Origin of the sequence: Saliniramus sp., from assembly GCF_035311605.1 — a bacterium.
In the GTDB taxonomy this organism is placed as follows: domain Bacteria; phylum Pseudomonadota; class Alphaproteobacteria; order Rhizobiales; family Beijerinckiaceae; genus Saliniramus.
On record NZ_DATGCW010000017.1, the window covers coordinates 1 to 14,443 of the forward strand.

At 66.1% G+C, this 14,443-nt stretch carries 14 protein-coding genes; 9 read left to right on the forward strand and 5 right to left on the reverse strand.

Going from position 1 to position 14,443, the window contains the following annotated elements:
• Positions 1–138 precede the first annotated feature (138 nt).
• From VKP01_RS00780 to VKP01_RS00790, 3 genes are all read right to left on the reverse strand, one after another.
• On the reverse strand, positions 139–594 hold the full coding sequence (locus tag VKP01_RS00780) for a biopolymer transporter ExbD (RefSeq protein ID WP_324409736.1): 456 nt from the start codon (positions 592–594) through the stop codon (positions 139–141).
• Positions 595–603: 9 nt separating this feature from the next.
• Entirely contained in the window at positions 604–1,326 is a 723-nt protein-coding gene (gene tolQ, locus VKP01_RS00785) for a protein TolQ (RefSeq protein ID WP_324409737.1), read from the reverse strand.
• A 275-nt stretch (positions 1,327–1,601) separates the two neighbouring features.
• Positions 1,602–1,931, reverse strand: a complete 330-nt coding sequence (locus tag VKP01_RS00790; protein ID WP_324409738.1) for an NIPSNAP family protein — start codon at positions 1,929–1,931, stop codon at positions 1,602–1,604.
• A gap of 230 nt (positions 1,932–2,161) precedes the next feature.
• Here VKP01_RS00790 and VKP01_RS00795 point away from each other — a divergent pair, with 230 nt between their 5' ends.
• Both VKP01_RS00795 and VKP01_RS00800 read left to right on the forward strand, forming a co-directional pair.
• The gene (locus VKP01_RS00795; protein ID WP_324409739.1) at positions 2,162–3,523 is read left to right on the forward strand and encodes an FAD/NAD(P)-binding oxidoreductase; all 1,362 of its coding nucleotides are present in this window, start codon (positions 2,162–2,164) and stop codon (positions 3,521–3,523) included.
• 16 nt (positions 3,524–3,539) lie between these two features.
• Positions 3,540–3,923 (forward strand): DUF5368 family protein, encoded by a 384-nt coding sequence (locus VKP01_RS00800; RefSeq protein ID WP_324409740.1) that lies wholly within the window; start codon positions 3,540–3,542, stop codon positions 3,921–3,923.
• Here the strand turns inward: VKP01_RS00800 and glpK are convergent.
• Entirely contained in the window at positions 3,904–5,421 is a 1,518-nt protein-coding gene (glpK, locus tag VKP01_RS00805; protein ID WP_324409741.1) for a glycerol kinase GlpK, read from the reverse strand. The two genes, VKP01_RS00800 and glpK, sit on opposite strands and share 20 nt — an antisense overlap.
• Positions 5,422–5,636: 215 nt before the next feature.
• Here glpK and VKP01_RS00810 point away from each other — a divergent pair, with 215 nt between their 5' ends.
• The 4 genes from VKP01_RS00810 to VKP01_RS00825 all read left to right on the forward strand — a co-directional run bounded on the left by VKP01_RS00810 (position 5,637) and on the right by VKP01_RS00825 (position 9,226).
• Entirely contained in the window at positions 5,637–6,620 is a 984-nt protein-coding gene (locus VKP01_RS00810) for a 3-hydroxyacyl-CoA dehydrogenase NAD-binding domain-containing protein (protein WP_324409742.1), read from the forward strand.
• Positions 6,617–7,384: an SDR family NAD(P)-dependent oxidoreductase gene (locus tag VKP01_RS00815; RefSeq protein ID WP_324409743.1), complete on the forward strand. Its 768-nt coding sequence runs from the start codon at positions 6,617–6,619 to the stop codon at positions 7,382–7,384. Before VKP01_RS00810 ends, VKP01_RS00815 begins: the two co-directional genes overlap by 4 nt.
• A 97-nt stretch (positions 7,385–7,481) precedes the next feature.
• A complete protein-coding gene (locus VKP01_RS00820; RefSeq protein ID WP_324409744.1) occupies positions 7,482–8,498 on the forward strand; it encodes a complex I NDUFA9 subunit family protein in 1,017 nt (338 codons plus the stop codon).
• Between the two features lie 38 nt (positions 8,499–8,536).
• Positions 8,537–9,226 carry an SDR family oxidoreductase gene (locus tag VKP01_RS00825; RefSeq protein ID WP_324409745.1) on the forward strand — a complete coding sequence of 230 codons (690 nt, stop codon included), beginning with the start codon at positions 8,537–8,539 and terminating at the stop codon, positions 9,224–9,226.
• An 18-nt stretch (positions 9,227–9,244) separates the two neighbouring features.
• Here VKP01_RS00825 and VKP01_RS00830 read toward each other — a convergent pair whose 3' ends face one another.
• Positions 9,245–9,994, reverse strand: a complete 750-nt coding sequence (locus VKP01_RS00830) for a GntR family transcriptional regulator (protein WP_324409746.1) — start codon at positions 9,992–9,994, stop codon at positions 9,245–9,247.
• 198 nt (positions 9,995–10,192) lie between these two features.
• On the opposite strand from VKP01_RS00830, the gene VKP01_RS00835 reads away from it, so the two are divergent.
• The 3 genes from VKP01_RS00835 to VKP01_RS00845 all read left to right on the forward strand — a co-directional run bounded on the left by VKP01_RS00835 (position 10,193) and on the right by VKP01_RS00845 (position 14,249).
• Positions 10,193–11,884: a thiamine pyrophosphate-binding protein gene (locus VKP01_RS00835; protein WP_324409747.1), complete on the forward strand. Its 1,692-nt coding sequence runs from the start codon at positions 10,193–10,195 to the stop codon at positions 11,882–11,884.
• Between the two features lie 5 nt (positions 11,885–11,889).
• Positions 11,890–13,149, forward strand: a complete 1,260-nt coding sequence (locus tag VKP01_RS00840; protein WP_324409748.1) for an FAD-binding oxidoreductase — start codon at positions 11,890–11,892, stop codon at positions 13,147–13,149.
• 131 nt (positions 13,150–13,280) lie between these two features.
• On the forward strand, positions 13,281–14,249 hold the full coding sequence (locus VKP01_RS00845) for a tripartite tricarboxylate transporter substrate binding protein (RefSeq protein WP_324409749.1): 969 nt from the start codon (positions 13,281–13,283) through the stop codon (positions 14,247–14,249).
• Positions 14,250–14,443: the final 194 nt, after the last annotated feature.

Consider the following 14,443-nt stretch of genomic DNA (forward strand, 5'->3'; position numbering starts at 1 on the left):
CCCTCATCGGCGTCGGCCAGGGGCGCGATCTGCGAGAACGAGACGAGCCCCGCCGTCAGCAGCGCGACATGCGCCACCGTGCTGAGCAGAAGTCCCGGTTCGCGAAACCAAGAGGCCAAGGCCGTCATCCCTTTGAATTCACTGTTCCGCCTGCGGCAGCGTGACAAGTGCCACGCGCCGGTAGCCGCCATCCGTGACGATCGACATCACCTCCGCGACGCGTCCGTAATCGACCCGCCGGTCGCCGCGCACATAGACGCGATCCTGCGCGCCCTCGCTCACCCGCTCACCGATCGCCGTGACGATATCCGCGTCGGGGATTTCGTCATCGTCGAGGAAGACGCGGCCCTGCGCATCGATCGAGAGCGTGATCGGCCGGCTCTCGACATTCAGCGCGCCGGCCCGGCTCTCGGGCAGATCGAGGGGTACCCCCGCCGAGAGCAGCGGGGCCGAGACCATGAAGACGATCAGCAGAACCAGCATGACGTCGATGAACGGCGTCATGTTGATCTCGTTGATGGCGCGCTTGCGCCCGCGCCGCCGCCGGCGCGCGCCGCCGCCGTCATTGCCCGGCCCGCCGTGAGACATCACCATCGCAACACCTCACGCCGCCTGGGCCATGCGCTCGTCGACCTGGCGGACCAGGATCGCCGAGAATTCGTCGGCAAAGCCCTCCATCCGGGCCTGGGCCCGTGAGACTTCGCTCTGCAGCTTGTTGTAGGCGATCACCGCCGGAATTGCGGCAAACAGGCCGATCGCGGTGGCAAACAGCGCCTCGGCAATGCCCGGCGCCACAACGGCAAGGCTGGTATTGTTGGAGCCAGCAATCGCCGTGAACGCAGTCATCACCCCCCAGACCGTGCCGAACAGACCGAGATAGGGGCCGGCGGAGCCGATCGAGGCGAGGAAGATCAGCCGGTTCTCGAGCCGGTCCACCTCACGCTGGATGGTCACGTCGAGGACCTTGTCGATACGCTGGGGCAGGCTGGCGAAGGAACGCGCCGCGCCCTCGAAGGAACGGCGCCATTCATGCATGGCCGAGACGAAGACCGAGGCCATGCCCGTCGTCGGGCGGTCCTGCAACGAACGATACAATTCCTCGAGCGACTGGCCCGACCAGAACACATCCTCGAACCGGTCCATCGCCCGGTTCAGGCGGCGGAAGGTCAGGGTCTTGTCGATGATGATGGCCCAGCTGTAGATCGAGGCGGCTGCGAGCCCGACCATCACCAGCTGCACCACGATATGGGCCTGCCAGAACAGGCCCCAGAGCGAGAGATCATGGGAAGCCAGCGGCACGGCTTCGATCGCATCGGCGGGGTTCATCGAACGGTCCTCTCTGGAGCATGTGGCGGGCAATCGGGTCCCGCCGGGCTCGAACGGCATTCACGACGGATGCGCCGCGCGGACAAGGAATGCCCCGCAGGCACCTCCGGTCCGATCCTTCGTTCGCCGCCGATTCTGTCGAAAGTATGAGCGGATTCGGGCGGTTGCGAAGATCGGATCGTCGTGTTGCGATTAAGGACCTGTCAGGGTTAACGGGGGGTTATGAAAGCCCGCGCGGGGCAATGACGAAAGCGTGTGCCGCGCGCGGGGCGCCCTCATCCCCGCACGGGCACGGCGAAGAAATCGACCGGTTTCATCAGCTTGTTTTCCTGATGCTCCAGCGCGCCGAGCTCCGCACTCGCGGCGAGATAGGCCTGCCAGTCGGGATCGGCCTGCATCGCCGCACGGCGACGCTCGCGATCGGTAGCGTCCTGGTACATCCACATATGGACATATTCGTTGGGATTGCCGGTCTCGGTGGTGAGATAGGCCAGCGGTTCACCCAGATGACGGGTCTGCGGCGCCTTGCCGCTTTTCTCATAGAGCGCGAGATGCGCCTTCAGGCGCCCTGGCTTGCAGCGATAGATGCGCATGTCGATCAGCATGGTTTCCTCCGTTACTGGACCATGACCCGAGATTGGGCGCGCGGATCCGTCGCGGCAAGGCCGTGCGATCCCCGTGTCGCCTTGCAGTGATGCGTGTTCCGCAAAGATGCAGGCGCGGCGGAATACCGGTTTCAACGGATGGTAAAGGGGTTGTACCCTTCGTATAATTGTTCAATAATTTAAGAATAAGCTAATATAAGGCAACCGCGCCGGTTGAGAGAGGAAATCCGATGCGTAACAACCATCCCGAGAACAATGCCTCGAAGCAGGTCGACTCCGGCAGCTTCGCCCCGACACGGCGTCAGGCCCTGTTCGGCCTCGCCGCAGCAGGTGCCGCCTCCGGCTTCGCGCTGAATGCATCCCGCGAAGCCAATGCCCAGAGCGCGGCACAGGCGCATGTCGTGATCGCCGGCGCAGGGGCCGGCGGCCTCACCGCCGCCTCGCAGCTCTCCCGCCGCATGCCCAATGCCCGCATCACCATCATCGATCGTCAGGAACGCCACTATTTCCAGCCCGGCTACACGCTGGTCGGTTCAGGTGTGTGGAATGAAGGCCAGGTGATCGATTCGACCGAGCGCTTTCTGCCGCGCAATGTCGATTGGGTGCGCGCCGATATCGCCGAGTTCGATCCGGACGGCGACCGTGTCGTGACCAGTACGGGACAGGAGATCGCCTATGATTATCTCGTCGTGGCGACCGGATTGCATCTCGATTACGAGGCGGTCGAAGGAATGGAGCGCAGCCTGATCGGCAGCAACGGGATCGCCTCGATCTATGCCGGTCCTGCAGAGGCGGCGGCTTCATGGCAGTTGATGGAGGCATTCATCGAAAGTGGCGGCCAGGGTCATTTCGGTCGCCCGGCGAGCGAAATGAAATGCGCCGGTGCGCCGCTCAAATTCGCGCTCCTGACCGAGGATCGCCTGACCACGCGCGGGCGTCGCAGCGGCGCGGAACTGTATTATCACGCCCATAATCAGGGCCTGTTCGCAGTGCCGCCGGTGAATGACAAGGTAAAAGAGATCTTCGACGACCGGGGCATCGCGGCGCGCTGGGAACACGTCATCCACGCCATCGATCCGGGCAACAGGCGCGTGACCTATCGCACGCCGGACGGGCTCACGGAATTCGACTACGACTTCATCCATCTCATCCCGCCGATGCGCGCGCCGGATGCGGTCGTCGACAGTCCGCTCGGCTGGCAGGACGGGCCCTATGCCGCTGATTCGTGGCTCGAAGTCGACATGTACACGATGCAGCACCGCCGCTATCCGAACATCTTCGGCATCGGCGACATCAACGGCGTGCCAAAGGGCAAGACCGCCGCAAGCGTGAAGTGGCAGGCGCCGGTCGCGGTCGCCAACCTGATCGACATGATCGAGGGGCGCGAGATGAGCGCGCGCTATAACGGCTACACCTCCTGCCCGCTGGTCACCCGTGTCGGCACGGCGATGCTGGTGGAATTCGATTACGACAACAATCTCACGCCGTCCTTCCCCTTCATCGACCCGCTGACGGAGAGCTGGATCTCCTGGGTGATCGAGGAAAAGGCGCTCAAGCCCACCTACCACGCCATGCTGCGCGGCTACGCGTGAACCGGGAGGAACGACCATGCAAGATTTTCATCCCGCCACACTCTTCGTGATCGCGCAGGAAACGCTGGGATTCCTGCTCTGGCTCGGCATCGGGCTCGCGGTGATCGTGCTCGCGCTCTACGCCATCGCGTTGATGCGTGGGCTCGCCCTCCGCGGCGCGCCGATGCGGATCGCAGCGATTCTCGGCATTCTCGTCGGCATCGTCGCGATGGCGGCGGCGCCGGCCATGACGGATGCGGGTTTCGCGCATCTCGTCGCCGGGATCGATTACGTCTTCATCGCCCTGATCGGGATTGGCGGTTTCGTCGCGAGCGTGATCGCGCTGACGCCACTCCTGGCGCTGCTCGGTCTCGGTGGGGCGCGCGAGGAGCGGGTTTCCCTCACGGCGCCGGCGGAGTGAGGGTGCGCCGCAACGCATCCTCCCAGCCGGCGCGTTTTTCCGCGCGCCGGTCATCCTCCATTGACGGTGTGAAACGGCGTTCGCGCGACCAGCTGCGCGCGAATTCCGTCGGCTGCGGATAGAGATCGGCGGCCAGACCCGCGAGATAGGCCGCTCCCAATGCCGTCGTCTCGGCCACGCGGGGGCGATCGACGGGTCTGGCGAGAATGTCGGCGAGGTTTTGCAGGAGCCAGTCATTGGCCACCATGCCACCATCGACGCGCAGGACCGACCCGTCACCGCCGGCATCGGGGATGTTCGCCGCCTCGATATCCGCCGTCATGGCGGCCAGCAGATCGGCGGTCTGGTGCGAGACGCTCTCCAGCGCCGCGCGGGCGATTTCGGCACGTCCCGTGCCGCGTGTCATGCCCGAGAGCGTGGCGCGCGCCTGCGAATCCCACCAGGGCGCACCCAGCCCCACGAAGGCCGGCACCAGATAGACCGCCTGATCGGGATCGGCGCGTTCGGCGAGGGCTTGCGTTTCCTGCGCGGAGGCGACGATGCCCAGCCCGTCGCGTAGCCATTGCACAGCCGCGCCCGCCACGAAGATCGCGCCCTCCAGCGCGTAATGGCGCACGCCCGCGATCTGATAGGCCACCGTCGTGAGCAGGCGATTCTGCGAGGGAGCCGGCATGGTGCCGATATTGACCAGCGCGAAGGCGCCGGTGCCGTAGGTCACCTTCGCCATACCCGGCGTGAAGCAGGCCTGCCCCACCGTCGCCGCCTGCTGATCGCCCGCGACGCCGCGAATCGGGATGGCGCCGCCGAGCAGATCATCGCGCACCCGACCGAAATCGCCGGCGCTGTCGCGCACGTCAGGCAGCCAGTCGCGGGCGATGCCGAAGGCCGCAAGGCATTCATCGTCCCAATCCCCGCGCGTGATGTCGTAGAGCAGCGTGCGCGAGGCGTTGGTCGCGTCGGTGGCGAAGACCTCCCCGCCGGTCAGCCGCCAGATCAGGAAGGTATCGACCGTGCCGAAGGCGAGTTCGCCGGCCTGCGCGGCGGCGCGGATGCCGGGATCATTCTCCAGAAGCCAGGCGTATTTCGTCGCAGTGAAATACGAATCGAGCAACAGCCCGGTCTTCGCCCGCAAGGCGGGCTCCTCGCCGGCGGCGACGCGGCGCGCGCAATCGGGCGCGGTGCGGCGATCCTGCCAGACAATGGCGTTGTGAACGGCGCGCCCGGTGCGCCGGTTCCATACGATCCCGGTCTCGCGCTGGTTGGTGATGCCGAGCGCCGCGATGTCACCGGCATGCAGCCCGGCGCGGGCAAGCACCTCGGAGATCACGGCGACGCAGGAGGCCCAGATCTCCTCCGGATCGTGCTCCACCCAGCCGGGGTGCGGATAGATCTGCGGAAATTCGCGCTGTGCCACCGCGATGGGGGAGAGCTGTGCATCGAAGACGATGGCCCGGCTCGACGTCGTGCCCTGATCAAGGGCGATGGTATATCCGCTCATCCGGCTCTCCCTGATGCTCTTCTCGTTGCAACAACATGGCAATCCCACCCGCAGGTTAGCCGTGAAGCCGTGCGGGGAAAAGCCCGCCGGGACGCGGTGCGGGCATCGCGCCTCACCGGAAAGCGCCCTTCGTCACGGTTTCATCACTGGCCGCAAGCGGACTTTCGGTGCTCCTATGAAGCAGCAGAAGAACGATCATCGTCAGGGAGGAAGATATGGGCGGTTACGTCCCCGTCGCCGGGGTGCGCCGCATCGCTGTGCTGGGATCCGGCACGATCGGTGCGAGCTGGGCCTCGTGGTTTCTCGCACGCGGCTACGATGTCGTCGCCTGGGATCCCGCCGATGGCTGGCGCGCGCGGCTTGAAGCCTTCGTTGCCCATGCCATCCCGCAGGTCGAACAGACTGGCGCAGCGCGCAGCCCCACCGGCCGGCTCACCTGCGTCGACACGCCCGAAGAGGCAGTGGCGCAGGCGGATTTCGTGCAGGAGAATGCTACGGAGCGTCTGGAAATCAAGCAGGCGCTCTACAAGCGCATCGACGCTGCCCTCCCCTCACGCAGCATTCTCGCCACTTCGACATCGGGACTGATCCTCAGTGATCTCGTGTCGGAGCTGGAAAGCGCGCCGCGTTTCGTGGTGGGCCATCCCTTCAACCCGCCGCATCTGATCCCGCTGGTCGAGGTGGTGGCCTCGCGATTCACCGATCCGGAAGCAGCGCAATGGGCGCATGCCTTCTACGCACATATCGGCAAGCATCCGATCATGCTCAGGAAGGAGGTGCCCGGCCATCTCGCCAACCGGCTCCAGGTCGCGCTCTGGCGCGAGGCCTTCAACTGCCTCCAGGACGGACTCGCCGATGCCGCCGATATCGACGCGGCGATCGCCCAGGGGCCCGGCCTGCGCTACGCGCTCTACGGCCCCAACATGATCTTCAACATGACCGGCGGGCGCGGCGGCATCCGCGCCTCGGTGGAGCAGTTCGGCCCGGCCTTCGAGGCCTGGTGGGCGACGATGCAGCGCACGCCTGTCTTCGACGACGCGCTCAAGAACGCCCTGATCGAAGGCGTCGACGCGCTGATGGCGGGGCGCTCCATGGAAGAGCTCGAAGCCGAACGCGATGCGCGGCTGATCGCGCTTCTGAAGCTCCTGGGTGAGCAGGAAGGCGAACAGGCAGCGGATTCTGAGGGTGGCAAGCCATGATCAGCTATGATCTCACCGGACGCACCGCGCTGGTGACCGGCGGCGCCTCGGGAATCGGGCTCGCGACGGTCACATTGCTCGCCGCATCGGGCGCGCGCGTCGCGCTCAACCATCTGGAAGGCGATCCGCGCGGCCCCGAGGAAGTCGCGCGGCTGCGTGATCTCGGGCACGACGTCATCGCCGCGCCTGGAAATGTCGGGGACGGCGATGACGGGCCGCGCATGGTGCGCGACGCGATAGCGGCTCTGGGCGGGCTCGACTGGCTCGTCAACAATGCCGGCACGCCGGGCACGACGCGCCAGATCCCGCCGGCGGAGCTCGACGCGATGAGTGAGGAACTCTGGGAGACGGTCCTTCAGGTCAACCTGCGCGGACTGTTTCGCTGCACGCGTGCAGCGGCGGAGGCCTTGCGTGAACGCCATGGCGCCGTGGTGAACGTCGCCTCGATCGCCGGGCTCGACAGCCCCGGCTCCTCAATGGCCTATGGCGCGACCAAGGCTGGCGTGATCAGCCTGACCAAGAATCTCGCGCGCGGACTCGCGCCACAGGTGCGCGTCAATGCGGTGGCGCCGGGTGCGGTGGATTCGCCCTGGATGGTGGAATGGACGCCGGACAAGCGGCGGGCCAGTGCCGAGAAAGCGCTGCTGGAGCGGCGCTGCACGCCGGAGGATATCGCGGAAGTGATGGTCTATCTGCTGGCCGGGGCGGCCATGGTGACGGGCCAGACGGTGACGGTGGATGGCGGCCTCATGCTCTCGCGCTGATGATGCGGTGCAAACGGCGCTTCACAGGCGGGCCGGATTTGACTATTGAACGCCCCGTGTCGATGTAGTGTCGACAGACAGTTTTCAGGGGATGATGATGAGCGCCTCCAACCAGCAGCCGCATCCCGTGACCGGGAAACTCGTGACCGTCTTCGGCGGATCAGGCTTTCTCGGCCGGTTCGTCGTGCAGACACTGGCCAGACGCGGCTACCGGGTGCGCGTCGCCGTGCGCCGGCCCGATCTCGCGCAGAACCTGCAGCCGCTCGGTGCCGTCGGCCAGATTCACGCGGTCCAGGCCAATCTGCGTTATCCCGAATCGGTGCGCGCGGCGGCGCAGGGCGCGGATGCGGTGGTCAATCTCGTCGGCATCCTGCAGCAGGGCGGTCGCCAGACCTTCGAGGCGCTGCAGACCGTCGGCGCCGAGACGGTGGCGCGGGCAGCGAGCGAGAACGGCGCGCGCATGGTGCAGGTCTCGGCCATCGGCGCCGATGCCGACAGCCCCGCGCAATACGGGCGCACCAAGGCCGAGGGAGAGGCGCGGGTTCTGGCCGTCGCACCGCAGGCGGTGATCCTGCGCCCCTCCATCGTCTTCGGGCCGGGTGATTCCTTCTTCAACCGTTTCGCGGCGCTGGCGCGTGTCTTCCCCGTCCTGCCAATCGCCTGTGCCGATTCGCGTTTCCAGCCGGTCTATGCCGGTGACGTGGCCGAGGCGGTGGCGCGGGCCGTTGACAACAAGGTCGAAGGCGGCAAGATCTACGAACTCGGCGGCCCAGGCATCTACAGCTTCCGCGAATTGCTCGCCTATGTGCTCGAAGTCACCGAGCGCAAGCGCATCATCGCGGCGATGCCCCCGGCCCTCGCGCGGCTCCAGGCCAGCATCACCGAAACCCTCGACCGATTCACCTTTGGCCTGATGCCGGATGAGATCGTGCTCACCCGCGACCAGCTTCTGATGCTCGAAGACGACAATGTCGTTTCGCCGCAAGCCGAGGCCCAGGGGCGCACATTCGCGGCTCTGGGAATCACGCCGACCTCGCTCGAGGCGATCGTACCGGGCTATCTCAAGCGCTTCCGCAAGCACGGACAATACGAAAAGCGCAAGACCGCCGCGTGATCGCTTCCTGCGCGAAGCATCGAGGGGAAGGATCGATCATGCGGAAGACGGCTCTGGTGACGGCGGCGAGCGGGGGAATCGGCGGCGCGGTGGCGCGCGCACTGGCCGCAGAAGGCTATCGCGTGGGCGTGATGGCGCGCTCGGACAAGGCCGAAGCGCTGGCGCGGGAAATCGGCGGATTCGCCTTTCGGGGCGACGTCAGCAAGGCAGAGGATCTCACCGGTTTCGTCGAGGCCGCGCTCGCAACGAGCGGGCGGATCGATGCGATCGTGCCCAATTCCGGCCATGCAGCCAAGAAGCCGGTGCTCGATCTTACCGATGAAGACTGGCACGGCGCCCTCGACATGATGATGCTGCCCACGGTCCGCCTCGTGCGCCATGCCCGTGCCGCGCTGGCCGAGAGCAAGGGCGCGATCTGCGCCCTGTCGAGCTTCGCCATCGCCCGGACCGATCAGGACTTTGCCCCCTCCGTGGCCCAGCGCGCCGCGCTCGACGGCTATATCCGCCTCGCGGCCAAGCCTCTCGCGGCGGATGGCATCCGCATCAACGCCGTCGCACCGGGCTTCGTCGATACCCGCGAGCCAACCGATGCCCGCCTGGCACACATCCCGATGGGCCGCTATGCCGCTGCCTCCGAGATCGCCGATGCGGTTGCTTATCTCGTCTCTCCGAAGGCCTCCTACGTGACTGGCCAGACCCTGATCGTCGATGGCGGCCTCGCCGCCTGATGCGCGCTCATGGCGCCCTCAGGCACTGTTGCGGTGGATCTCATAGATGGCGAGGCCTACCGCGCGGGTGGCGTCGGCGAGTCGCCATTCGATATGCTCGCGCATCAGGGCGGTGGCCCGGTCGTTATCGCGCACCATGATGGCTGCAAGGATCGCGGCATGATCGGCGCGGCTCTGACGCGCGGCGCGCGGATCCTGGGCCATCCGCTCCCCGGTTAGCAACCCCTCCCCGGCTATCGCTCCCTCCCCGGCGCGGGCGCGCTCATAGAAATCCTTCAGCCCGATCATGCGCACATAGCGGATGCGTCCGTTGATGTTGTCGAGCAGGCGCGCGAGTTCGCCATTGCCCGACAGCGCCATGATCCGGGCATGGAATTCCTCGTCGATGGCAAGCTGGCGCAACGGGTCGGTGCAGCCGGCATATTCATCGCGCGTCTCGTCATGGAAGCGCGCGAGCGACGCGATATCGGCATCACTGCCGCGCATGACGGCGAGCCGCAGCCCCTCGCATTCGATCGCCGCGCGCGCCTCGTAGAGATCCAGCAATTGCTGCGGATCGAGGGCGCGGCAGAAGAAGCCATGATTGCTCTGGAAGGTCAGGAAGCCCTCGGCGACGAGGCGGTTGAGCGCCTCACGCAGGGGCGTGCGGCTGACGCCGAGTTCGGTTGCCATGCGCGCTTCGTTGATGCGCGTTGCCGGTCTGATCTCGAAATCGGCCGCCATGCGCCGCAGCTGCGCATGAATCCGGTCGACATTGCCTCGCGCCATCCTCACCCCCGCACGCCCGCACCACATCCGGATGGGCCGTTTCACACGCCATGCGTTACATTTCACACTTGCACAGCATATTGCATGCCGTACTGTATACAATAGATGAGGCGAAAAAACCCTGCATTGACAGAAACTTTCGCCGCCTGATCCAATCAGGTCGCAGATCGACTGTGACCGGCAAGTCGGAGATCGCACGTGTCCAACCGGATGAACGGCGCCGCGGCCATGGTGCGCATGTTGCAGGCGCATGACGTGAAACACGTCTTCGGCCTGTGTGGCGATACCAGTCTGCCGCTCTATGACGCCATGCTCCAGCTCGATCACGGCATCACCCATGTGCTCACCCGTGACGAGCGCTCGGCGACCTACATGGCCGATGCCTATGCCCGCGTCACCGGCAAGGTCGGTGTCTGCGAGGGACCCTCCGGCGGTGGGGCCACCTATATCCTGCCGGGTCTGATCGAGGCGGGGGAGAGCTCCATCCCCGTGCTCGCCATCACCACCGACATCTCCGTCTCCACCTATGGCAAGTTTCCGCTGACCGAGGTCGATCAGGAGGCGATGATGCGCCCCCTGACCAAATGGAACACGGTGATCCGCAAGGCCGAGCATATCCCCCGCATGATGCGTGCGGCGTTTCGCGCCATGACCACCGGGCGTCCCGGCTCGGCGCATCTCGGGCTGCCCTACGACATCCAGTATGACGACGTCGATCCTGCCGACATCTGGGCCGATCCCAGGCTCGGCCGTTACCCCGCCTATCCGCAGGCGCCGGAACCCGGTGCGGCGGAGGCTGCGCTCGATGCGATCCTCTCGGCCAAACGCCCGCTGATCGTCTGCGGCGGTGGCGTGGTAATCGCCGGGGCGATGGCGGCGCTGGAGCGTTTCGCGAACCGGCTCGACATCCCCGTCGCCACCTCGATTTCCGGCCAGGGCTCGCTTGCGGAGACGAATCCCGTCTGCGTCGGCGTGGTCGGCTCGAATGGCGGTACGGACGAAACCTGGGAAGCGATGACGAGTGCCGATCTCGTCGTCTTCATGGGCTGCCGCGCCGGCTCGACCACCACCGCGCGCTGGGAAGCGCCGGATCCGGGATCGCGCATCGTGCATTTCGACAGTGACCCGATGGTGCTGGGCGCCAATTACCAGGCCGAAGTCGCGGTGCTGGGCGATCTGCGGCTCGCCCTCGACCAGCTCAATGCCGCGCTCGATGCGCGTGAGGATGCCAGCGCACGTTTTCGCGGCGCGGAGATCGCCTCCGATATCCGCCGGCGCAAGTTCGAGGCCTTCATGCGCCATGCCGAGACCAACGAGACGCCCCTGCGTCCCGAGCGCGTCGTCGCCACCTTGCAGAAGATCCTGCCGGAAACCGCGACACTGGTCTCCGATCCGGGCACGACCTGCCCGTATTTCTCGGCCTATTTCACCCTGCCGCGTCCGGGCCGCCATTTCATCACCAACCGCGCCCACGGGGCTTTGGGCTATTCGCTCTCGGCCTCGCTCGGGGCGTGGTACGGGCGCCCCGACAGCAAGGTGGTGGCGCTGATGGGCGACGGCTCCTTCGGCTTCACGGCCGGCGAACTCGAAACCATCTGCCGCGCGCGCGCACCCATCACCTTCGTGGTGATGTCGAATTCCGCCTATGGCTGGATCAAGGCGAGCCAGAAGGCGGACAAGGGCGCGCGTTACTACAATGTGGATTTCGGGCGCACCGACCACGCTGCCGTCGCCGCCGCTTATGGCGTCAAGTCCTGGCGCGTCGAGCGCCCGGAGGATCTGGAGCGGGTGCTGCGCGAGGCGGTGGAGACGGACGGGCCGACGCTGGTCGATATCATCGCCCAGCCGCTGGAAGAAGCCGCGGCGCCGGTGCGGCGCTGGATGGGATGAAGCAGATGGCACAGGGGGAGCGCGAAACGAAGCATGTGGTGGTGATCGGTGCCGGGATCGTCGGCGTTTCCACCGGCATCTGGCTGCGCCGCGCCGGCATCCCTGTCACCCTGATCGACCGCGCTCCTCCCGGACAGGGCACCTCCTATGGCAATGCCGGCGTGCTGGCCGCCTGCTCGGTGGCGCCCGTCACTGCACCGGGGCTGATCGGCAAGGCGCCGCGCATGCTGATGAACCCGGATTTTCCGCTCTTCCTGCGCTGGTCCTATCTGCCCAGGCTCGCGCCTTGGCTGATGCGGTATCTCGCCCATGCCAATGATACCGATACCCGGCGCATCGCCCGGGGGCTCACCCCGATCGTCGCCGACAGCGTCGAACAGCATCACGCCCTCGCCGACGGCACGCCCGCCGCCGCGCTCGTACAGGACAGCGATTATTGCTTCGCCTATGCCGACCGCGCGGCGTTCGAAGCGGATTCCTATACCTGGCAGATCCGCGAGGAGGCAGGCTTTCGCCCGGTGGTGCGCGAGGGCGCGCAATTGCGCGAATACGAGCCGTCACTCGGGCGCGATATCGGCTGCCTCGTCAGCGTGAGCGATCACGGCTTCGTACGCGATCCGGGCGGCTATGTCGCGCGTCTCGCGGAAGTCTTCGCGGGCATGGGCGGCACCATCGTGACGGCGAGCGCGCAGGACTTCGATCTCTCGGGCGGGCGCATCAACGCCGTCGAGACGGATGCCGGGCGCTTTGCATGCACCGAGTGCGTCATCGCCACCGGCGTCTGGTCGAAGCCCCTGATGAAGAAGCTTGGTCTGAATGTGCCGCTGGAGAGTGAGCGCGGCTATCACATCGTCTTCGAGAACGCACAGAACGGCCCGCGTTGCCCGATCATGGTGGCGAGCGGCAAATTCGTGGCGACGCCGATGGAAGGCGGTCTGCGTTGTGCCGGAATCGTCGAATTCGGCGGCCTCGAAGCCGGGCCTTCCCGAAGCCCGCTGACGCTGTTGCGGCGTCAGGTGCGCCGCGCCTTCCCCGATCTCGAGGCAAGCAGCGAGGAGGAATGGCTCGGCCATCGCCCGGCCCCCGCCGACAGTCTGCCGCTGATCGGCGAGGTGGGCGGCACGGGTGTTCATACGGCGTTCGGCCACCACCATATCGGCCTCACCGGCGGCCCCAAGACCGGGCGCCTGCTCGCGGGAATGATCGCGGGAACGCCGTCCAATATCGATCCGGCGCCCTACGCGCCCGACAGGTTTCGCGCATAAGGGTCGCATGCGCGAGCGGGATGCCGGTCGCGGCCGGTCGCGATCCGTAAACAGGGCGTCTACGCAAGAGAGAAGGCCCGTAATTGCGTTTCGTAAACGAGAACCATGACAACAACAGGGGAACCAGGATCATGCAGGGAATTCGCAATCTATCCATTCTCGGCGCCGGCCTGATGGCCGGGGCACTCGTACTGGCCGGACCGGCACAGGCCGAGTATCCCGAGTCCGACCGCGAAGTGCGTCACATCATGCCCTGGGGCGCGGGTGGCGGATCGGACACGGTGATGCGGGGCTTCGTCGAGTACATGCAGAAGCATCTGGGTACGTCGATCTATACCGACAACGTCACCGGCGGCGTCGGCTCGGTCGGCTGGATGACGCTCAAGGGTGCGCCGTCCGACGGCTATACGATCGGTACCCTGACCTACGATATTCTCACCGTCGAATATCAGAACATGGCCCCGGTCTCATGGGAGGATTTCGAGCTGATCGGCATGGTGACCGAACATGCCAGCGCCCTCGTGGTGCGCGCGGAGGATTTCGACAACCTCGATGAATTCATCGCCGCAGCCGAGGCCGAACCCGGCGGCGTGACCGTCTCGAACGCTTCCACCGGGGGCGTCTGGCATCAGCATGCGGTGGCCATGGAGCAGGAAATCGGCATCGAACTCAACCATGTCCCTTATGAGAGCGCCGCGCCGCAGGTCACCTCGCTGCTCGGCGGGGAGACCATGGCTGCGGTGATCAGCCTGCCGCCCGTGATGGAATACGTCCGCTCGGGCGAGATGCGTGTGCTGGCGGTGATGGGTGACGAGCGCGTCGAGATGGCGCCCGACGTGCCGACCTTCGTCGAACTCGGTCACGATGTCGTCTATGGTAGCTTCCGCTTGCTCGCGGCGCCTCCCGGCACGCCGGTCGAGATCGTGGAAGTGCTCGAACAGGCCATGTACGACACCTTCCAGGATCCGGAATTCCTGGCCTGGGCCGAGCAGACCGGAATCGGTGAACGCTGGCTCGATCGGGAGGCCTCTACCGCCTATATGGCGGCCATCGCTCCGGTGATCGGGCAGCTCATGGCCGATCTTGGCCTGACCGACTGAACCGGTGTGCCGGCGCTGCGGCGCCGGCCTGCTCTTCATGCGGTTGCGCGCGGATCGCCTGCAACCGCATGATACTTCCCTTTCGTCATCGCCGCCAGGTCGCGGGTTTCCCGTGTTTCAGAGGAAACGTGAATGCAGCTGCCGCGCAAGCTTTTGAGGGGTGACGCCGTCATCGGCATCCTCCTGCTCGCAAT

Bases quoted from the DNA above. Each gene is read 5' to 3' on its own strand.
- VKP01_RS00780 (WP_324409736.1), bottom strand. From the start codon at position 594: ATGGTGATGTCTCACGGCGGGCCGGGCAATGACGGCGGCGGCGCGCGC.
- tolQ (WP_324409737.1), bottom strand. From the start codon at position 1,326: ATGAACCCCGCCGATGCGATCGAAGCCGTGCCGCTGGCTTCCCATGAT.
- VKP01_RS00790 (WP_324409738.1), bottom strand. From the start codon at position 1,931: ATGCTGATCGACATGCGCATCTATCGCTGCAAGCCAGGGCGCCTGAAG.
- VKP01_RS00795 (WP_324409739.1), top strand. From the start codon at position 2,162: ATGCGTAACAACCATCCCGAGAACAATGCCTCGAAGCAGGTCGACTCC.
- VKP01_RS00800 (WP_324409740.1), top strand. From the start codon at position 3,540: ATGCAAGATTTTCATCCCGCCACACTCTTCGTGATCGCGCAGGAAACG.
- glpK (WP_324409741.1), bottom strand. From the start codon at position 5,421: ATGAGCGGATATACCATCGCCCTTGATCAGGGCACGACGTCGAGCCGG.
- VKP01_RS00810 (WP_324409742.1), top strand. From the start codon at position 5,637: ATGGGCGGTTACGTCCCCGTCGCCGGGGTGCGCCGCATCGCTGTGCTG.
- VKP01_RS00815 (WP_324409743.1), top strand. From the start codon at position 6,617: ATGATCAGCTATGATCTCACCGGACGCACCGCGCTGGTGACCGGCGGC.
- VKP01_RS00820 (WP_324409744.1), top strand. From the start codon at position 7,482: ATGAGCGCCTCCAACCAGCAGCCGCATCCCGTGACCGGGAAACTCGTG.
- VKP01_RS00825 (WP_324409745.1), top strand. From the start codon at position 8,537: ATGCGGAAGACGGCTCTGGTGACGGCGGCGAGCGGGGGAATCGGCGGC.
- VKP01_RS00830 (WP_324409746.1), bottom strand. From the start codon at position 9,994: ATGGCGCGAGGCAATGTCGACCGGATTCATGCGCAGCTGCGGCGCATG.
- VKP01_RS00840 (WP_324409748.1), top strand. From the start codon at position 11,890: ATGGCACAGGGGGAGCGCGAAACGAAGCATGTGGTGGTGATCGGTGCC.
- VKP01_RS00845 (WP_324409749.1), top strand. From the start codon at position 13,281: ATGCAGGGAATTCGCAATCTATCCATTCTCGGCGCCGGCCTGATGGCC.